16 protein-coding genes and 2 tRNA genes are annotated in these 18,843 nt (G+C 68.6%); 6 read left to right on the forward strand and 12 right to left on the reverse strand.

What is annotated here, in order from left to right; genetic code table 11:
* Positions 1-34 precede the first annotated feature (34 nt).
* The 4 genes from ACGF3C_RS04490 to ACGF3C_RS04505 are packed head-to-tail and all read left to right on the forward strand — an operon-like array spanning position 35 to position 3,678.
* Complete coding sequence (locus tag ACGF3C_RS04490) at positions 35-1,117, forward strand: radical SAM protein (RefSeq protein ID WP_393218673.1); 1,083 nt, start codon at positions 35-37, stop codon at positions 1,115-1,117.
* Complete coding sequence (locus ACGF3C_RS04495) at positions 1,114-1,743, forward strand: DUF1028 domain-containing protein (RefSeq protein WP_393218676.1); 630 nt, start codon at positions 1,114-1,116, stop codon at positions 1,741-1,743. Before ACGF3C_RS04490 ends, ACGF3C_RS04495 begins: the two co-directional genes overlap by 4 nt.
* A 25-nt stretch (positions 1,744-1,768) precedes the next feature.
* Positions 1,769-3,253: an aldehyde dehydrogenase gene (locus ACGF3C_RS04500; RefSeq protein ID WP_357227008.1), complete on the forward strand. Its 1,485-nt coding sequence runs from the start codon at positions 1,769-1,771 to the stop codon at positions 3,251-3,253.
* The gene (locus ACGF3C_RS04505) at positions 3,250-3,678 is read left to right on the forward strand and encodes a hypothetical protein (RefSeq protein WP_357227011.1); all 429 of its coding nucleotides are present in this window, start codon (positions 3,250-3,252) and stop codon (positions 3,676-3,678) included. The genes ACGF3C_RS04500 and ACGF3C_RS04505 overlap by 4 nt, the downstream gene beginning before the upstream one ends.
* 220 nt (positions 3,679-3,898) lie before the next feature.
* Here ACGF3C_RS04505 and ACGF3C_RS04510 read toward each other — a convergent pair.
* The 6 genes from ACGF3C_RS04510 to gyrB all read right to left on the reverse strand — a co-directional run bounded on the left by ACGF3C_RS04510 (position 3,899) and on the right by gyrB (position 9,924).
* A tRNA-Ala gene (locus tag ACGF3C_RS04510) sits at positions 3,899-3,974 on the reverse strand.
* Between the two features lie 35 nt (positions 3,975-4,009).
* Entirely contained in the window at positions 4,010-4,138 is a 129-nt protein-coding gene (locus ACGF3C_RS04515) for a DLW-39 family protein (protein ID WP_209444550.1), read from the reverse strand.
* Between the two features lie 42 nt (positions 4,139-4,180).
* A tRNA-Ile gene (locus ACGF3C_RS04520) sits at positions 4,181-4,254 on the reverse strand.
* A gap of 151 nt (positions 4,255-4,405) precedes the next feature.
* Complete coding sequence (locus ACGF3C_RS04525) at positions 4,406-5,320, reverse strand: DUF3566 domain-containing protein (protein ID WP_357227014.1); 915 nt, start codon at positions 5,318-5,320, stop codon at positions 4,406-4,408.
* 4 nt (positions 5,321-5,324) lie between these two features.
* Positions 5,325-7,847 carry a DNA gyrase subunit A gene (gene gyrA, locus ACGF3C_RS04530; RefSeq protein WP_357227017.1) on the reverse strand — a complete coding sequence of 841 codons (2,523 nt, stop codon included), beginning with the start codon at positions 7,845-7,847 and terminating at the stop codon, positions 5,325-5,327.
* A gap of 130 nt (positions 7,848-7,977) precedes the next feature.
* On the reverse strand, positions 7,978-9,924 hold the full coding sequence (gene gyrB, locus ACGF3C_RS04535; RefSeq protein ID WP_357227020.1) for a DNA topoisomerase (ATP-hydrolyzing) subunit B: 1,947 nt from the start codon (positions 9,922-9,924) through the stop codon (positions 7,978-7,980).
* A gap of 522 nt (positions 9,925-10,446) precedes the next feature.
* On the opposite strand from gyrB, the gene ACGF3C_RS04540 reads away from it, so the two are divergent.
* Positions 10,447-11,001 (forward strand): hypothetical protein, encoded by a 555-nt coding sequence (locus ACGF3C_RS04540; protein WP_357225379.1) that lies wholly within the window; start codon positions 10,447-10,449, stop codon positions 10,999-11,001.
* Here ACGF3C_RS04540 and ACGF3C_RS04545 read toward each other — a convergent pair.
* Positions 10,986-11,474: a MarR family transcriptional regulator gene (locus tag ACGF3C_RS04545; RefSeq protein ID WP_357225375.1), complete on the reverse strand. Its 489-nt coding sequence runs from the start codon at positions 11,472-11,474 to the stop codon at positions 10,986-10,988. The two genes, ACGF3C_RS04540 and ACGF3C_RS04545, sit on opposite strands and share 16 nt — an antisense overlap.
* A 125-nt stretch (positions 11,475-11,599) precedes the next feature.
* Between ACGF3C_RS04545 and ACGF3C_RS04550 the strand changes: the two genes are divergently transcribed.
* On the forward strand, positions 11,600-11,827 hold the full coding sequence (locus tag ACGF3C_RS04550) for a hypothetical protein (protein ID WP_357204834.1): 228 nt from the start codon (positions 11,600-11,602) through the stop codon (positions 11,825-11,827).
* Positions 11,828-11,837: 10 nt separating this feature from the next.
* On the opposite strand, the gene ACGF3C_RS04555 is transcribed toward ACGF3C_RS04550, so the two are convergent.
* From ACGF3C_RS04555 to dnaA, 5 genes are all read right to left on the reverse strand, one after another.
* The gene (locus ACGF3C_RS04555) at positions 11,838-12,449 is read right to left on the reverse strand and encodes a DUF721 domain-containing protein (protein WP_393218684.1); all 612 of its coding nucleotides are present in this window, start codon (positions 12,447-12,449) and stop codon (positions 11,838-11,840) included.
* The gene (recF, locus tag ACGF3C_RS04560) at positions 12,439-13,572 is read right to left on the reverse strand and encodes a DNA replication/repair protein RecF (protein WP_393218687.1); all 1,134 of its coding nucleotides are present in this window, start codon (positions 13,570-13,572) and stop codon (positions 12,439-12,441) included. Before recF ends, ACGF3C_RS04555 begins: the two co-directional genes overlap by 11 nt.
* A 16-nt stretch (positions 13,573-13,588) precedes the next feature.
* Positions 13,589-14,461, reverse strand: a complete 873-nt coding sequence (gene gnd, locus ACGF3C_RS04565; protein WP_091396544.1) for a phosphogluconate dehydrogenase (NAD(+)-dependent, decarboxylating) — start codon at positions 14,459-14,461, stop codon at positions 13,589-13,591.
* 40 nt (positions 14,462-14,501) lie between these two features.
* Complete coding sequence (gene dnaN / locus ACGF3C_RS04570) at positions 14,502-15,635, reverse strand: DNA polymerase III subunit beta (protein WP_210782097.1); 1,134 nt, start codon at positions 15,633-15,635, stop codon at positions 14,502-14,504.
* 776 nt (positions 15,636-16,411) lie between these two features.
* Entirely contained in the window at positions 16,412-18,241 is a 1,830-nt protein-coding gene (dnaA, locus tag ACGF3C_RS04575; protein ID WP_393219091.1) for a chromosomal replication initiator protein DnaA, read from the reverse strand.
* Positions 18,242-18,843 lie beyond the last annotated feature (602 nt).

The following is an 18,843-nucleotide window of genomic DNA, read 5'->3' on the forward strand; positions in this document are numbered from 1 at the left end:
ACTGCGCGGCCATCACTGGCGGTACTTCACCGACGTGTATCAGGGCTGTCAGTTCAGCTGCGCCTACTGCCTCTACCGAGGTCCCTCCGACTACGGGGCACACGTACGGCCGATGACCGCCGGGCCGGTAAGCCTGGACCGCGCGGTGTCTCAGCTTGACGGCATCGTCGACATCGGAGCGACGACAGACCCGTACCAGGCGATCGAAGAACAGCAGGAACGCACCCGTGAACTGCTCCGCCAAGTGCTCGCCGACGAGCAACCGATCTTTCTGCTCACCCGTGGCACTCTTGTCGAGCGGGACGCAGACCTGCTGGTCCGACTCGCCGAACGCGGTCTGGTCGAGGTCTGTTTCTCGCTCATCACTCTCGACCCGTACACGACTGATGTGTTGGAAGGCCGTACGCCTCCACCGCTGGAGCGGCTGGCGGCAGCTCGTCGCCTCGCCGACCGGGGGATTCCGGTCTCCTTCCATGTGGCCCCCCTTATCCCCGGCCTGGACAGCGAGGCCGGGCTGCGCGATCTGGTCGAGGCGATGGCCCGGGCCGGTGCTCAGCACGTGTTCGGTGCGGTGCTGGGGGCACGCCCTGGTTTCTGGCCGACATTGCTGGGGCTGCTCGACCGGGTGGCCCACTTCCACGATCGCGCCCTGTTCCGGGCAGGCTATCCCGACGACCTGGAACTGCGCGGGCAGGACGGCGCGGTGATCGGCTCCGCCGAGGTGGTGATGACCTGCAGCAAACAGCTGCGTGCCGCTTGCGACGCGGCCGGCCTACCGTTCGTCTCGGAGACGGTGCCCGGCCTGACCTCGACCGTCCTCTCCTCGGGCATCTATCGCTGGAAGATGCCCACCGTCCACGACATGGCCGACTGGGTAAGCAACCAGCGGCGCGGGATCACCCACCATGCCTTCGAGGAAGGGTTCTACCGAGCTTTCGCTCCGGACGAGGCGCTGCGCGCACTCGTCGCCGGCCTTTGGAGAGACGGCACGCTCTTCGCCAACACCTCACTCGCCGGCCAGATCATTGACGGCCAGATGACGTACGCGGACACCGGGCGCCTGCACGTAGAAGCCATGCGAACCCTGACCGTGCGGCGCAACGGTGGTGTGGCATGACGTTCTCCATCGCCGCTGTCGACCACGCGACCGGCGAAATCGGCGTGGCCGTCGAGTCCAAATACCTCGCGGTTGGATCCATCGTTCCGTTCGCGCGGGCCGATGTCGGGGTGATCACGACCCAGTTCTTTGCCAACCCTCGGTTCGGCAACCTCGGCCTGGACCTGCTCGAGGATGGTGTAACGCCGGAAGAGGTCATCGAGCGGCTGCTCTTCGCTGACGAGCACCGAGTCCGCCGGCAACTCGCGGTGCTGAGCGCGGACGGCACGGTCGCCTCCTACACCGGGCCGGCCTGCGTCTCGTGGGCCGGCGACATCTCCGGACATGGAGTCATCTGCACCGGAAACACGCTGGTCAGCGAGGCGACACTCAACTCCTGCCTGGCCAGGTACGAAGCCGGCAGCGGCGACACGCTGGCCCGCCGGCTGGTCGCCGGTTTGGAGGCCGCCCAGGCCGCCGGCGGTGACCGGAACGGTCAGCAGTCGGCGTCGCTACTCGTCGTCAGCAAGGACGGCGGATACGGCGGCTACACCGATCGTCTCGTCGACCTGCGGGTCGACGACCACGTCACCCCGATCGCTGAGCTATGGCGCCTGCTGCAGGTCTGGAAGGCGTCCCGCCAGTAGTCCGCGGAAGAGAACGGAGACTGCCATGGTCCTGTCCCTCGAACCCGACACCGGCCGGCTTCCCCAGGTCGGCATGCTGATCGACGGGGAACGCCGCTCGGGGCTATCCCAGACGACCTACGAATGCCGCTCCCCGCGCGACGGCAAACCCCTGGCCGCAGTCGCCGCCGGTGGGTCCGAGGACGTCGATCGGGCCGTCGCCGCGGCACGCTGCGCGTTTACCGACCGCCGTTGGTCCGGGCTACCTGTCCGGGAGCGGAAGACGCGGATGCTGGCCTGGTCCGGCCTCGTCACGGCACATCGCGAGGAACTGGCGGAGCTGATCTGCCGGGAGATGGGCAAGCCCGTTCAGGACGCGCTGACTATCGAGGTCGACGGTCTCAGCCGAACCCTGGGCTGGTACGCCGAGCTCGCGGACAAACTCGTCGACGAGGCCATTAGCAGCGACGACGTCCTCGCCTTGGTGACCAGGCAACCGGCGGGTGTGGTCGGCGCGGTAATGCCGTGGAACTTTCCGCTCTCCATGATCGGCTACAACGTCGCGCCAGCCCTGGCGGTGGGCAACTCGCTGGTCGTGAAGCCCGACGAGCACACCCCACTGAGCACACTGCGGGTCGCGGAGTTGGCCCTCGACGCCGGTATCCCGCCAGGGGTACTCAACGTCGTCACCGGTACCGGCGAGCAGGCCGGCCGGGCGGTCGGCCTGCACCCCGACATCGACGTCGTGACCTTCACCGGCTCGATCGACGTCGGCCGGCAGTTCTTGCGGTACGCGGCGGACTCCAACCTGAAGCGGGTCTGGCTGAAGCTCGGCGGGAAGACCGCCAACATCGTGATGTCCGACTGCCCGGATCTCGACGCGGCGGTCGACATGGCGCTCTGGGCTGTCTTCTTCAACCAGGGCGAGATGTGTACGGCTGGCTCGCGCCTGCTGCTACACCGCGACATCCACGACCGTTTCCTGGAGCGGCTCCTCGACCGGATGACCCGCGTGGTGGTCGGCGACCCGCTCGATACCTCGACCACGATGGGTCCCCTGGTGAGCGAGGAACACCTTCGTGAGGTGCAGGGGTACATCGAACGGGCGATTGTCGAGGGCGCGACGCTGAACACCGGTGGCAACCGCCTCGGCATTGTGCCCGGCGGCAACTACCTGGAACCGACCATCTTCACCGGCGTCGACCCGGACATGGAGATCGCCCAACAGGAGATCTTCGGCCCGGTCCTGGCCGTCCTCCGCTTCGACACCGTCGAGGAAGCGATCACCATCGCCAACGGCACCCGATACGGCCTGGCCTCCGCCGTCTGGACCGCCGACCTCGTCACCGCCCACACCATGAGCCGCCGGCTGCGCTCTGGCACAGTCTGGATCAACTGCTTCGAAGACGACGATGTCCGCGTGCCGTTCGGCGGCGTCAAACAGTCCGGATTCGGTCGGGACAAAGGCCGGATGGCGGTGGAGAAGTACCTTGACGTCAAGACCACATGGATGCGGATGGGGCCAGCGTGACCGATACCGACGGAGCGGCTCTGCGGCTCCAGATCAGTGTTCCAGGCGACGAGACCGGTGAACAGTTGGGCTCGTTACGCCGCTGGCTGCGCGACGACGAGGACACCCGAGCCGTCACCATCTACGAAGGCCGCCAACCCGCTCGCCCTGGCGAGCTGAACAACGGCTGGCTACAGTTCCTCGAGATCGTCTTGCAGCCGGAAGGAGTGGTCGCCGGCATCGTCGCAGCGATCACTGCCTGGCTCGGCACCCGACGCCCCGGCCTGCGCCTCCGCATCCGGGACGGCGACCGGGAGTTCGAGATCGAAGCCGGCCGGCGCCGAGACGCCGAACTTTTCGCTGAGGCTCTCCGTCAATGGACGGCGCGGGTTGCAGAAAGCACCAAGGCGCCCGAAGTGCCCGCCTCGTCACAGGAGCGCGACTGACTCTGAGCCTCAGGCGCCGGGTCCGAGCAAAGCGGGTCGGGCGCCGACCGGAGCACTTCGCCCCGAGCAGCCCGGCTGCCGCAACCAGCGCACACAGTCATCTTCTTGTATGCCCGGCGGCGGTAGTCGCCGTGCCAGCAACAGGGATCATTCCTGGTCTGTGCCGAATCTGTGCCCGATGATCTCGAACTTAGCTCCGGTGCAGTTCACAGGCTGTGAGTGGTGGAGCCCAGGGGACTCGAACCCCTAACCCCTGCCTTGCAAAGGCAGTGCTCTGCCAGTTGAGCTAGGGCCCCGCGAATTGCGCGGCGATTGGCGCGCGGCGCGAGCGTCAGCGCAGGTCGGGCGCGGTGGTCGCCTCGTGCCACAGGGCACGCTCGTCGTTCGACGCCTTGATCTTGTTGAACACGACGGCGGCCACACCGACGACGCCAGCCAGAATCAGCAGCTTCTTGAACATGGGGCGACCCCTCGCGCTCGACTACCGTCGGACGACATGCGGTGGGGCTAGATGGAATCGAACCATCGACCTCAGAGTTATCAGCTCTGCGCTCTAACCGACTGAGCTATAGCCCCGCGTTGCGACGAGCAAGATTAACCCATCCGCTCCGCCGGCCCCAAATCGGGGGTCCGGCTTGCGAGCCAGGCCCGTCGCCGCCTGGAAAACCTACCCGAGTACGGGACGCCGGAGCGACCGCTTTCCGCGGTGCCCCGGCGTCCCGGTCGCTCAGTCCCGCTCGGCGAGGGTCAGCTCGATCCCGCCGACCAGGTCGGCGCAGACGTTGTAGACGAACGCGCCAAGGGTGGCCAGCGCGGTGAACAGCACCACGTTGACCAGGCCGATCAGCGCCGAGCTGAGGATCACGCCCTTGGCGGTGATCTGGAAGCCGCTGGTGCTCTGTCCACCGCCGGCGTTGACCAGATCGCTCAGGCTCTCGTTGACGCTCTGGAACACACCCATCGCGTCCAGCGCCAGGTAGAGCACCGAGGTGGCCACCACCACGACGATGAAGAGCACCACCGACACCGCGAATGCGAACTTCATCACGGACCACGGGTCGATCCGCTTGAGGTTCAGCCGGGCCCGTCGCGGTCCGCGGGAGGCGGCCGAACTGACCGACGTACGCGCCGCACGCACCGCGTCACCGACGCGGGCAGCGCCGACGGCGGACGCGTTGCCGATCCCCGGTGGCAGGCCACCGCCGCTGGCCGGGCGGCCGGCGGTGGCGGTCGCCCGCGCCGCGTCCGGCTGTGGCTGGGTCATCCCGGGTGTGATCCGCGGCTGAGTGCCGGTGGACCCGCTTGACGCCGCCTGACCGGGCCGGAGACCGATCGGCTGGGTGGTCGCCGGACGTGCCGAGGGTGCCGCCGCCGGACCCGGAGGACTGGCGGCGGCCGACGTCGGCGCCTCGGCGCTGGACGCCTCGGTCTTGTCGCCGGACTCGCCGTCCTCGCCCGGTTGCTCCGGCGGGGGTGTCATACCTGGAGCCCTGGTGAACTTCGGGGCAGGCGCGTCGGCGGGGACCGTCGCCCGGCCCACGGCCGCGCGGCCGGTCGCTGGTGTGCCGCCCTTGGCGGCCTCCTCGTCGACCGGTTTGGCCGAGGTCCCCGTGTTCCCCGACTTCGCCTGTGTCTCCGTCATTCAACTAGTCCTGTTCGTCAGGCTCGTCGGCATTGCGAGCAATCGCCACGATAGTCACGCCGTCCGGGAGGTCCATCAGCTTGACCCCCATTGTGTTCCGGTCACGTGTACGCCGTACAGGCTTCACCGGAGTCCGAATGACACCACCGTTGCTGGTGATCGCAAACAGCTCGTCGTCCGGATCGATCACCACAGCGCCAACCAGACCACCGCGCCGTTCGGTGATCTTTGCAGTCAACACGCCCTTACCTCCCCGGCCCTGCACCGGGTATTCCTCGATCGGGGTCCGCTTCGCGTATCCCCCGTTCGTGGCCACCAGAACGTCCAGACCTTCCCGCACGACCTCCATGGCGAGCAGGACGTCGTCGTCCGTGAAGCGCATGCCGATCACACCGGAGGTGGCCCGGCCCATCGGCCGCAACGCCTCGTCCGAGGCGTTGAACCGGATCGCCTGTGCCTTCTTGGAGACCAGCAGCAGGTCGTTCTCCGGCGCAACCAGCGCAGCACCGACCAGCTCGTCCTCATCGCGCAGGTTGATCGCGATGATGCCGCCGGAACGGTTGGAGTCGAACTCCTCGAGCCGCGTCTTCTTCACCAGGCCGTTCTTCGTGGCCAGTACCAGATAGGGGGCTACCTGGTAGTTCGGGATCTCAATGATCTGCGCGATCTGCTCGTCGGGTAGGAAGGCGAGCAGATTGGCCACGTGTTGGCCCTTGGCTACCCTACTGGCCTCCGGCAACTCGTACGCCTTGGCCCGGTAGACGCGGCCCTTGTTCGTGAAGAACAGGATCCAGTCGTGGGTCGAGCAGACGAAGAAGTGGCTGACGATGTCGTCCTGCCGCAGCGTGGCGCCGCTGACGCCCTTGCCGCCGCGCCGCTGCGAGCGGTACAGATCGACCTTGGTCCGCTTGGCGTACCCGGTGCGGGTGATCGTGACGACCACGTCCTCGCGGGCGATGAGGTCCTCCATCGAGACCTCGCCGTCGAACGGGATGATCTGCGTCCGGCGGTCGTCGCCCCACTTGGAGACGATCTCGCCCAGCTCCTCCGAGACGATCTTCCGCTGCCGCTCGGGCTTGGCGAGGATGTCCTTGAGGTCGGCGATCTCGATCTCGAGCTTGGCCAGGTCGTCGATGATCCGCTGCCGCTCCAGGGCGGCGAGCCGGCGCAGCTGCATGTCCAGGATCGCGGTCGCCTGGATCTCGTCGATCTCCAGCAGCCGGATCAGGCCCTGCCGGGCGTCGTCCACCGTCGGAGAGCGCCGGATCAGGGCGATCACCTCGTCCAGCGCGTCCAGCGCCTTGCCCAGACCCCGCAGGATGTGTGCCCGCTCCTCGGCCTTGCGCAGCCGGTACGCGGTCCGCCGGCGGATCACGTCGATCTGGTGCTCGACGTAGTAGCGGATGAACTGGGCCAGGTTGAGCGTGCGGGGCACCCCGTCGACCAGGGCCAGCATGTTGGCGCCGAAGGTCTCCTGGAGCTGGGTGTGCTTGTAGAGGTTGTTCAGCACGACCTTGGCGACCGCGTCGCGCTTGAGCACCAGGACGATCCGCATGCCGGTACGACCGGAGGACTCGTCGCGGATGTCGGCGATCCCGGCGAGCTTGCCCTCCTTGATCAGTTCGGCGATCCGCTCGGCGAGGTTGTCCGGGTTGACCTGGTAGGGCAACTCGCTGACGACCAGGCAGGGGCGGCCCCGCTTGTCCTCCTCGACCTCCACCACGGCACGCATCCGGATCGAGCCGCGACCGGTGCGGTACGCGTCCTGGATCGCGGTGGTGCCGACGATCAGGCCGTAGGTGGGGAAGTCCGGGCCCTTGACGATGCCGAGCAGGGCTTCGAGGGTGGTCTCCTCGTCCTCCTCCGGGTGCTCCAGGCACCACTGCACCGCCGCGCCGATCTCCCGCAGGTTGTGCGGGGGGATCTTGGTGGCCATGCCGACCGCGATGCCCTCGGAGCCGTTCACCAGCAGGTTGGGGATCCGCGACGGCAGGATGGTGGGCTCCTTGGCCCGGCCGTCGTAGTTGTCCTGCAGGTCGACGGTGTCCTCGTCGATGTCCCGCAGCATCTCCATGGCGAGGGGGTCGAGCTTGCACTCGGTGTATCGCATGGCGGCGGCCGGGTCGTTACCCGGCGAGCCGAAGTTGCCGTTGCCGTCGACCAGCGGGTAGCGCAGCGACCAGGGCTGCGCCATCCGGACCAGCGCGTCGTAGATCGCCGAGTCGCCGTGCGGGTGGAACTGACCCATCACGTCACCGACGACGCGGGAGCACTTCACGTAGCCGCGGTCCGGGCGGTAGCCAGAGTCGAACATCGCGTAGAGGATCTTGCGGTGGACCGGCTTGAGGCCGTCCCGGACGTCCGGCAGCGCGCGACCGACGATGACGCTCATCGCGTAGTCGAGGTAGGAGCGCTGCATCTCCACCTCGAGCCCGACCGGTTCGATCCGGTCGTGCGCGACCACCGCGGCGATGGCCTCGGCGGGGACCTCTGGCTCGTTCGGTGTGGACTCGGGCGAATCAGTCACTGTGTACCCTTATCAGACTCAGAGTCGTTTTCGTGCTGTGGATAACGGCTGTGGATACCGGCCAAGCTGTGGATAACTCTGTGGACCGCCGGATCGGCCGAGCGATGCCCAGCCGATCCGGCGCAGCCCGTCAGATGTCCAGGAACCGCACGTCCTTGGCGTTGCGCTGGATGAACGACCGGCGCGCCTCGACGTCCTCACCCATCAACACACTGAACAACTCGTCGGCGGTCGCCGCGTCGTCGAGAGTGACCTGACGCAGGGTACGCGTCGCGGGGTTCATCGTGGTTTCCCACAGCTCGGGATAGTTCATCTCGCCGAGGCCCTTGAAGCGCTGGATGTCGTCCGGCTTCGCATTCGGCTTCTTCTGCTGGCGCAGCGCGATCAGACCGTCCCGCTCGCGGTCGGAGTACGCGTACTGGGCGTCGTCGCCCTTCTTGTTCCACTTGATCTTGTAGAGCGGCGGGGCGGCCAGGTAGACGTGCCCCATCTCGACAAGCGGACGCATGAAGCGGAACAGCAGGGTGAGCAGCAGCGTCTGGATGTGCTGGCCGTCGACGTCCGCGTCGGCCATCAGCACCACCTTGTGGTACCGCAGCTTCTCCATGTCGAAGTCGTCGTGGATGCCGGTGCCCAGCGCGGTGATCAGCGCCTGGACCTCGTTGTTCTTCAGCACCCGGTCGATCCGGGCCTTCTCCACGTTGAGGATCTTGCCGCGGATCGGCAGGATCGCCTGGGTCCGCGGGTCGCGGCCCTGCTTGGCCGAGCCGCCGGCCGAGTCACCCTCGACGATGAACACCTCGGACTCGCGGGGGTCGGTCGACTGGCAGTCGGCCAGCTTGCCCGGCATCGAGCCGGACTCCAGCAGCGACTTGCGTCGGGCCAGCTTGCGCGCCTGCTGGGCGGCGATTCGCGCCCGGGCCGCCTGGGACGCCTTCTGGATGATCGTCTTGGCCTCGGCCGGGTTGCGGTCGAACCAGTCGACAAGCCGGTCGTTGCAGACCCGCTGCACGAAGCTCTTCACCGGGGTGTTGCCCAGCTTCGTCTTGGTCTGGCCCTCGAACTGCGGGTTGGTCAGCTTGACCGAGATGATCGCGGCCAAGCCCTCGCGGATGTCCTCGCCGGAGAGCTTCTCGTCGCCCTTGAGCAGCTTCTTGTCGGTGCCGTACCGGTTGACGACGCTGGTCAGCGCCGACCGGAAGCCCTCCTCGTGGGTGCCGCCCTCGTGCGTGTTGATGTTGTTGGCGAAGGTGTAGACCGACTCGCCGTACGACTCGTTCCACTGCATGGCGATCTCGAGGGACATGCCCTCCTCTTCGGCCTCGAACTCGACCACCGTCTTGTGCATCGGGTTCTTGGAGGCGTTGAGGTGCCGGACGAAGTCGGCGATACCGCCGTCGTAGCGGAAGGTGACCTCGCGGGTCTTGCCCTCCTCGTCCTCCGGGACCCGCTCGTCGAGCAGGTGGATGGTGATGCCCCGGTTGAGGAAGGCCATCTCCTGCAGACGGCGGTAGATGGTCTGGAAGTCGAAGTCGACCGTCTCGAAGACGTCCGGGTCGGGCCAGAAGGAGACGGCCGAGCCGGTGCTGTCGGTGGTCTCGCCCTTTTCCAGCTGGCTGGGCTTGGAGTTGGTGTACTGCTGCCGCCAGACGAAGCCGGACTTGTGGATCACCACGGCCATCTTCGTCGACAGCGCGTTCACCACGGAAACGCCGACGCCGTGCAGACCACCGGAGACCGCGTACGCCTTGCCGTCGAACTTGCCACCCGCGTGCAGCACGGTCAGCGCGACCTCGACACCCGGCTTCTTGAGCTTCGGGTGGAGGTCGACCGGGAAGCCACGGCCGTTGTCGGTGACCCGGACGCCGCCGTCGGCGAGCAGCACCACGTCGATGGTGTCGCAGTAGCCGGCCATCGCCTCGTCGACCGCGTTGTCGACGACCTCCCAGACGAGGTGGTGCAGACCGCGCTCGCCGGTGGACCCGATGTACATACCGGGCCGCTTGCGAACGGCCTCCAGCCCCTCGAGAACGGTGATCGACTCTGCGCCGTACTCCTGCTTGTCCTGCGCTGCCACCCTCGGCCACTTTCTCGCGTCAGCCACGCCGGTAGGGCGCGTCGGGCGCGGGTTCGGCGGACAGGACGCGACGTCGGCGCGCAGACCTGTGCCGAAGAACTCCGGACAGCGGGTCGAACGCGCCGGTCGCCGCGGTTGCCCGCGGATCGCGATCGGCTCGACCCGACGTGGAGAATGAATCTGGGGCCCACCGGCCCCGTCGCACTCCCGCACCGGGTCTTCGTCTCGCTGTCAATCCTACTGTGCGCGGGGGACAGAACCACCACTCGGCACCCTCAGCGAGGCGGCTGAGAAGTCCATAGCCGGCAGAACCCTGCCGCCCACGACTCCCCCCACACGCCTGACCCCCATCGCACGCGCCGCCCCAGGACGGGTTGACCCGCGGTCGGGCGGGTCGGGGGTCGCGGCCGAAGCGTCGGTGCCGTACGTTTGCGGCGCCCCGGAACCGGCCTTGATCTTTACCGGTTGGAACCGGGACGATCGACCCGATCGACCCGACACGTGCTCTTTAAGAGGTGACAGATGGGGCTGGACAACGTCGCGGTGCACTGGCCGCGGACCGGCCGCTTCTACGATCCGGTCGCGCCGGCCGAGTTCGTCGACTTCGGCGAGATCGTCGACCTGCCGCGCATCTCCGCGCCGACCGCGGCCCTGGCCGAGCTGATCGCGAAGACCGGCACCATCCGGGCGACCGCGTACACCGAGTTGGTGGATCTGCTTCTCGGCCTCGAAGGTGTGTTGTACGCCACAGACGCCGCCGCCGAGGACGAGGACCCGGTGATCGACCCGGACGGCTGCTCCTGGATCGCGGGCGGCATCGAACGGTTCGTGGCCGCGCACCGTCCGACCGGCGAGGCGGTCACCTTCGAGTCGGTGAGCATCGTGTTGCGCTCTCTGCTCGGCGACGGTCGGTTGGCCGAGCAGCAGTTGCGTTGGCTGGAGAGCCGGCTCGACGCGCTGCGCGACGAGAGCGGTGACCCGCCGCAGTGGAACTTCACCTGCGCCGAGCTGGGCGTGCTGGCGGCGTTCTACCGGCGCTGCGCCGAGCGCGGGTTCGCCGTCTACGCCGACGCCTGAGCCGCCGCGTCAGACTCCGAGGCGGCCGGCCGGTTGGCCGCCGAGATCACCTGCGTGAGCACGGCGTGCAGATGTTGCAGGTCCTCGACGGGCAGCCCGAGCCGCTGCACGATCGCGGCCGGGATCAGCTCGGCCTGACTCCGCAGCGCGGCACCGCTGGCCGTGAGGGTGACGGCGAGGCTGCGCTCGTCGCTCGGGTCGCGTTCCCGGCGCAGGTAGCCGGCCGTCTCCAGCCGCTTGAGCAGGGGTGACAGCGTGCCCGGGTCGAGCTGGAGCAGGCGACTGAGGTCACGACCGGACAGTGGCGCGTGCTGCCAGAGCGCCAACATCACCAGGTACTGCGGATGGGTCAGCCCCATCGGCTCCAGCAGCGGCCGGTAGACGGCCACCACGCTGCGCGCGGCGACCGAGAGGGCGAAGCAGACCTGCTGCTCCAGGGCCAGCGGGTCGACGCCACCAGGTCGTTCGCTCATCGGTTGCCCTCTCTGCGCACGGTGACTATCGTACCGATCATTGGCACACCAACCATTGGTGCCCCAAAGGTCTGCTCGGACGACGGGCGAGCACCGGCGAGGCGACGCGCGGAAGAGGGCGGCAGATGAGCGAGGACGGCGCGGTCACCAGGACCCCGGGCGAGGGCGGCCGACTGATGCGGTGGGCCTTCCGGCACCTCGCCGGCCCGGCCGAGGGTGTGCAGGGCGCGGTGCAGGGCGGCTCGGCCGAGGCCCGCGAAGCGTGGAAACGGGACCTGGCCGAGCGCAAGCGCTTCACCCGGGAACAGCGGGAACGCAAGCGGGCAGCACGCGAGGCCGACCGGCGAGGCTGAACGGCGCTGTTCAGCCGTAGGTGTCGCGGGGACCCCGGCCGCGTACCCGGCGCGGCCCCTTTCCCCACGACGGCGCGGCGGGGCCGTGAATGTGCAACTTGCGCACCACGTTGTGCCCGACCTCGCTGGCGATCTGCTTGAGCAGCGAGCCGGCGAGCAGCCGCAGCTGAGTGGCCCAGGCGGTCGAACGCGCCTCCACCGTCAGCTCGCCGTTCTCCAACTTCACCGGGCGACTGTTCTGCGCGACCTCCGCGCCGACGACCCGCTCCCAGGCGCCGAACACGGTGGCCTCAGCGGCCGGCTGCTGCCAGCCACGCGCCTTCACCAGCCGGTTGAGCACGGCGCCGAGCGGCTGCGGATCGCGCGGGTCGGGCCCGGGGCCGGAGTAGCCGCGCAACCGCCGCCCCGAGCCGCCGGCAGCGTCGCCGCCGCCGGGGGTACGCCGGGCGCGGGCCGCCGCCTGCCGTCGGGACAGCGCCGCGTCTAGCACCGCCCGGGCCAGCTCCGGCCCGCTGGCGGCCGCCGCCGGCTCACCGCCCGCCGAACCCTGCGCCGCCTTCGGGGTACGCGCAGCAGGGCCGTCGCCGGCCGCTGGTCGTTTGCTGCCTGACTCATCCGACACGGCGTACCGTCCCTTCGCCGACCTGGTAGCGGGTGCCGCGCAGGGCGGCTGGCACGTCGTCGTCCACGGCGCAGGTGACCAGCAGCTGACTCGCCCCGCCGACCAGCTCCGCCAACCGCTCCCGGCGGCCGGTGTCCAACTCCGCGAAGACGTCGTCGAGCACCAGCACCGGCTCGATGCCGTCGGCGCGCAACAGGTCGTACCCGGCCAGCCGCAACGCGAGGGCGAACGACCACGACTCGCCGTGGCTGGCGTACCCCTTGGCGGGCAGTGGACCGAGACTCAGCGCCAACTCGTCGCGGTGTGGGCCGACCAGGGTGGTGCCCCGCTCGATCTCGGCGGAGCGGGACGCGGCCAGAGCCGCCGTCAGCGCCTCGGCCAGCGCGGCCCGATCGGTGGTCGGCTCGACCAGCTCGATCGAGGGCCGGTAGGTGATGCTCGCCGCACCCCGACCGGCGGCTACCGCGTCGTACGCCTTGGCCACGTGCGGGGTGAGCGCGGCCACCAGCTCCAGGCGGCCGGCGAGCAGCTCCGCCCCGTGCTGGGCCAGGTGGGCGTCCCAGACCGCGAGGGTGCCGAGATCACCACCGCGGGAGCCACCGGTCTTGCGGGCCAGGTACGCCGTGCGCAGCAGGGCGTTGCGCTGCTTGACGACCCGCTCGTAGTCGGCCCGCACGCCCGCGAACCGGGGCTGCCGGTTGACCAGAAGGTCGTCCAGGTAGCGGCGGCGCTCAGCCGGATCGCCCCGGACCAGCTCAAGATCTTCCGGGGCGAAGAGCACCAGCCGGAGCGCACCGAGCACGTCCCGTGCCCGCCGCGCCGGTGACCGGCCCAGTCGCGCCCGGTTGGCCTTGCCGGGCACGATCTCCAGCTCGACCAGGAGTTCGCGGCCGTCGTGCACCACAGCGCAGCGGATCACCGCGGACGTGGCACCCATCCGGACCAGAGGCGCGTCGGTGGCGACCCGGTGCGAGTCCAGGGTCGCCACGTAGCCCAGCGCCTCGACGAGGTTGGTCTTGCCGACGCCGTTTGCCCCGATCAGGACGTTCGCTCCCGGCTGGAGGTCGACGGCCACCCGCTCGTACGAGCGGAAGTCGACCAGTTCCAGCCGGTGAACGTACACAGGTTGTGGATACCGCTCAGCGCTTGTGGACGGCGTGGCCACCGAACTGCTGACGCAGCGCGGAGACGGCCTTCATGGCGGGCGAGTCGTCCTGCCGCGAGGCGAACCGGGCGAAGAGCGAAGCGGTGATGACGTTCAGCGGCACCGCCAGCCGGACCGCCTCGTCGACGGTCCACCGGCCCTCGCCGGTGTCCTCCGTGTAGCCGCTCAGATCGGCCAGCTCCGGATCCTCGTCGAGCGCCCGGTCGAGCAGGTCGAGCAGCCAGGAACGGACGACAGTGCCCTCCCGCCAGGACTTGATGACGCCCGGCACGTTGGTCACCAGCTCCGAGGCGGCCATCAGCTCGTAGCCCTCGGCGTAGGCGTGCATCAGGCCGTACTCGATGCCGTTGTGCACCATCTTCGAGTAGTGCCCGGCACCGACGGGGCCGGCGTGCACGAAGCCGAACTCACCCTCCGGCTTGAGCGCGTTGAAGATCGGCATCAGGCGGTCCACGTGCTCCTGGGCACCGCCGACCATCAGCCCGTAGCCGTTCTGCCGGCCCCAGACGCCGCCGGAGACCCCGACGTCCATGTAGCCGATGCCCCGCTGGTTGAGTCGCTCCGCGCGGGGCGCGTCGTCGCTGAAGCGCGAGTTGCCGCCGTCGATGATGATGTCGCCCTCGCCGAGCACCTCGGCGAGCTCGTCGATGGTGGCGTCGGTGACACCGGCGGGCACCATGACCCAGACCGCGCGGGGCGACTCAAGCTTCTCTGCGAGGCCCGCGATGGTCGTGACGTCGCTGATCTGCGCGTTGTGGTCGAAGCCGACCACCTCGTGCCCGGCCGAACGCAACCGCTCCCGCATGTTGCCGCCCATACGGCCGAGTCCTACCAGGCCGAGCTGCATGTGTTTCTACCTCCGTGGATCTGGGTGTTGCTGGGCGCGATCAGCGCGAGACGCGGATCGGCATGATGAGGTACCGGTACCCCGGAATGACCTCGCCATCCTCGCCAGCGGGAGAGATCACCGCGGGTTTGAAGGCGTCGACGAACGAGAGCACGGCCGTCTGAGCGCCCAGGTTTGCCAGACCGTCGATGAGGTACTGCGGGTTGAAGCCGATGGTCAGCGGTTCACCGGTGAAGGTCGCCTCCATCGCCTCGCTGGCCCGTGCCTCCTCGGAACCGCCGGCCTCGACCACCAGGCCGTCGGCGCTGAAGCTGAGCAGCACCGGGGTGGTCCGTTCGGCGACCAGCGCGACCCGCTTGACCACCTCGATCAGCGTGCTGACCGGCACCCGCGCCGCAGCGTTGTGGGTGGCCGGGAAGAGTGACCGCACCGGCGGGTAGTTGGCGCCGTCGAGCAGCCGGCTCGTGGTACGTCGGGTGCCGCCGGCGAGGCCGACCATGCCCTCGCCCGCAGCGCCCTGGGCGAGCGCGAGGGTGACCTCGCCGCCCAGCGGGCCGAGGGCCTTGGCGGTGTCGTTCAGGGTGCGGGCGGGCACCAGGGCGTTGATGCTCACCTCGGGGTCGTCCGGCCGCCACTGGATCTCGCGCAGCGCCAACCGGTAACGGTCGGTGGCGAGCATCGACAGGGTGTCGCCCGACAACTCCACGCGGACGCCGGTCATCATCGGCAGCGTCTCGTCACGACCGGCGGCGATGGCCACCTGGGCCACCGCGGTGGCGAACGCCGCGGCGTCGACAGTGCCGGCGCTCTGCGGCATCTCGGGCAGCGCGGGGTAGTCCTCCACCGGCATGGTGGGCAGCGTGAACCGGGCGCTGCCACAGACCAACTCGAGATGCGCGCCGACCGCGGCGATGTCGACCGGCTTGGCCGGCAACGCCTTGGTGATCTCGGCGAGCAGGCGGCCGGAGACGAGCGCGGCACCGTCGGCGTCGCCCTGCACCTCGACGGTCACCTGGCTGGAGACCTCGTAGTCGAACCCGGAGACCCGCAGGTTGCCGTCGGTGACGCGGAGCATCACCCCGGCGAGCACCGGTACGGATGGCCGGTTGGGCAGGCTCTTCGCGGTCCACGCCACAGCCTCGGCGAGCGCGTCGCGCTCCACTCGGAACTTCATCAATGCCTCCGCGTCGACGTCAGCGACAACTCTCTCATGCCGACCGCTGCCTACCGTCCCGCCCGACCGTGCGGGTACCCATCGCACCTTAGGGCGCGGGGACATCGGCTGTGCGCCCGACCCCATGGATCGTGTCGATGCTGACCGGTTGATCCGACAGCGTTCGGCCCGATCCACAGAAAGCCCAACGGTGATGATTGGTTTTTGTTCTCTTAGAAGAGATAACTCATCGTCTTCATCGCACCTGTGCAAACTGTGGAAAACCGAGGTCTGCGCAGGTCAGACAGGTTATCCACCGGTGATTTAGCTGTGGAGAACCCGGGGTACAACCGGCTTGTGTGTCCACAGCCCGGCGACGACGGCCGGTTGTCCACCGTTGTCCACCGGTTGTCCACCGGTAATCCACCGACTTTCTCCCCAAGCCTGTGGATCGCGGGGAAGATCACCATTGCCGTCATCCCCAGAACCTTCAACAGCTCGTACACAGGTTGATGATGATCGGTGGATAACCTGACCGTCGTCCCCAGGCGTCCACAGCCTCGTACACAGGGTTTCTCCACAGCCTGTGGGTAACTGACGAAGGACGGTCCGTAGTTATCCACCGACGGTGGACAACGAGCTGTGGACAACGAGTGGGGATCGAGACGGTCACGGCCTCAATGCTGTGGTCTGCACCATGTCGAGAGTCCAGCTGACTGACCAAAAAGAACGCCCGACCGGAGATCCGGTCGGGCGTGTCCTGCGGCTGTGCACCGCCGTGCGGGCGGTCGTACGCCTCAGCTGTTCTGTTTGATGCGGTTGGTCAGCTCGGCGATCTGGTTGTAGAGCGAGCGGCGCTCCGCCATCTGCTGACGAATCTTCCGGTCGGCGTGCATCACAGTGGTGTGGTCCCGGCCACCGAACGCCTGCCCGATCCGGGGCAGCGACAGCTCAGTCAACTCCCGACACAGGTACATGGCCACCTGGCGGGCGTTGACCAGCACCCGGGACCTCGACTGACCGCGCAGATCCTCCAGGCTCACCCCGAAGTAGTCAGCGGTCGAGGCCATGATCTGGTCAGCGTTGATCTCCGGACCGGCGCCGTCGGGCATGAAGTCCCGAAGCACCTCCTCGGCCAGCGACAGCTCGACGGTCGACCGGGTCAGGCTGGCGAACGCGGTCACCCGGATCAGCGCGCCCTCCAGCTCCCGGATCGAGTTCGACACCCGCGAGGCGATGAACTCCAACACGTCCGGCGGGGCGTACATCCGCTCCTGCGCCGCCTTCTTCTGCAGGATCGCGATCCGGGTCTCCAGATCCGGCGGCTGGATGTCGGCCAGCAGCCCCCACTCGAACCGGGTTCGCATCCGGTCCTCAAGGGTCGCGAGCTGGCGCGGCGACCGGTCAGAGGTGATCACGATCTGCTTGTTGGCGTTGTGCAGGGTGTTGAAGGTGTGGAAGAACTCCTCCTGGGTGCGCTCGCGGTTCTCCAGAAACTGGATGTCGTCGATCAACAGGATGTCGACGTCGCGGTAGCGCCGTTGGAACGCGCTGGTCTTGTCGTCCCGGAGCGAGTTGATGAAGTCGTTGGTGAATTCCTCGGTCGACACGTACCGGACCGAGCGGGCGTTGCCGAGCGTCGTGGCGTAGTGCCCGATCGCGTGCAACAGGTGCGTCTTGCCCAACCCGGAGTGCCCGTAGATGAACAGCGGGTTGTACGCCTTGGCCGGCGACTCCGCCACCGCCACGCTCGCCGCGTGGGCGAAGCGGTTGGACGAGCCGATGACGAACGTCTCGAACATGTACTTCGGGTTGAGCCGGTTGCCGCCGGTGTCGGCGCCGGGCAACCGACGGTCGTCCCGGCCACCGGGCCGATGGTCCACCGCGCTGCGACCCGGGCCGCTGTCCGTCCCGCTGTCCCGGGGGAGCGAACGGATCACGTGCTGGTCGCGCGGTGACGCCGAGTCGTCCCGGTAGCGGGGATCGTAGGGCCGGGTGTCGGGGCCGGACGGGTCCAGGCGGGCGGCCTGCTCGTCGTAACCGCGCCGGTCCGGACCCGGCCGGGAGGGCCGCAGGGGCTCCGCGAAGGAGGCGCTGAACAGCGCCTCCTGCCCGTCCCTGCTGGCGGGAATCAACCCGGCGCGATGCCCCTCCACCGGGGGCGCGAGCGGCGGACCAGCCGGCGCGGGCAGCGGACCCGGATCGGGGTGACGCGGCGCTGGCGACTGCTCAGGGATCATCGCGTCGGCCGAGGGTCGAGGGCCCTGGTCGTCGTCGAACGGCGCGACACCCGGGCCGTCGATGTCGAGCTGCCCGGTCTCCGGGGCGCTGCGGTAGACGGTGCCGGCCGGTCGGCCGGTGGCGTCCTCGGCCACCCGAACGGTGACCGCGACCTGGATCGGTCGGCCGAGCCGGCGGGTGAGCGCCTCGGTGATCGCCGGGCGCAGCCGTGACTCGATCACGTCGCGGGTGAACGCGTCCGGAACGGAGAGCAGTGCGGTGTCCTCGACGATCGCTCGCAGTCGGGTCAGTCGGAGATAGGCACGCTGCTGGGCGGAGATGATCTCGTCGGCGAGCTCGTCGGTCGCCGCTAACCACACCGCGGCAAGGTCGGTCGTACCGGCCACCGTCGTGCCACCCCCTCGCTTCTGCTCCCGGCCGCCGCTGTCTGCCAGCCGGCCGTCCCGGGCCCGCCGCGTTCGCGGGTGGAACAACACCCACCCGGACGGTCGACCGGTGGTCATCCACAAGTTATCCACAGCCTGTGTACCGACCGATTGTGGCCGCCGCCGGACGCGGGTGGGACCTGCCCCTGCCTGATCGGGCGCTGAAGCGGGTTCACCGTGCCGAACGATTCACTGCCATGTCCGGTCTTGCCTGCGCGACGACCGGAGCTTCCGACGCTCACCGCAATCGGGCACGGTAACAGCGTTGTCCCTGCGCCATCAACCGGCGACGCGGCGACGGCCTTGTCGGCATCAGTGAAAACCGCCCTTCGGCCTCGGGCGCGTCCCGTTGTCCCCCTGCTCGGGGTGTTTGACGGTCATTGCACCCCTGCGTAGGCTGGAATGGCTGCTTTCTCGCCCTCTGCTAGGGTGATGGGTGCTTGCTGTCCGCGGTCGAATCCCCGCATCGCCGAGGTCCCGCTCCGCCGGACAGCACCGATCGTGGGCCACCGTCGAGGTGGCCTGGACCACCACACGACCCCGGCGATCCCGTCGCGCGGGGC

The sequence above is a fragment of the Micromonospora sp. NPDC047762 genome (genome assembly GCF_043204655.1).
Lineage (GTDB): Bacteria > Actinomycetota > Actinomycetes > Mycobacteriales > Micromonosporaceae > Micromonospora.

Bases quoted from the DNA above. Each gene is read 5' to 3' on its own strand.
- gnd (WP_091396544.1), bottom strand. From the start codon at position 14,461: ATGCAGCTCGGCCTGGTAGGACTCGGCCGTATGGGCGGCAACATGCGG.
- ACGF3C_RS04550 (WP_357204834.1), top strand. From the start codon at position 11,600: ATGAGCGAGGACGGCGCGGTCACCAGGACCCCGGGCGAGGGCGGCCGA.
- ACGF3C_RS04545 (WP_357225375.1), bottom strand. From the start codon at position 11,474: ATGAGCGAACGACCTGGTGGCGTCGACCCGCTGGCCCTGGAGCAGCAG.
- ACGF3C_RS04525 (WP_357227014.1), bottom strand. From the start codon at position 5,320: ATGACGGAGACACAGGCGAAGTCGGGGAACACGGGGACCTCGGCCAAA.
- dnaN (WP_210782097.1), bottom strand. From the start codon at position 15,635: ATGAAGTTCCGAGTGGAGCGCGACGCGCTCGCCGAGGCTGTGGCGTGG.
- ACGF3C_RS04495 (WP_393218676.1), top strand. From the start codon at position 1,114: ATGACGTTCTCCATCGCCGCTGTCGACCACGCGACCGGCGAAATCGGC.
- ACGF3C_RS04515 (WP_209444550.1), bottom strand. From the start codon at position 4,138: ATGTTCAAGAAGCTGCTGATTCTGGCTGGCGTCGTCGGTGTGGCCGCC.
- ACGF3C_RS04500 (WP_357227008.1), top strand. From the start codon at position 1,769: ATGGTCCTGTCCCTCGAACCCGACACCGGCCGGCTTCCCCAGGTCGGC.
- ACGF3C_RS04540 (WP_357225379.1), top strand. From the start codon at position 10,447: ATGGGGCTGGACAACGTCGCGGTGCACTGGCCGCGGACCGGCCGCTTC.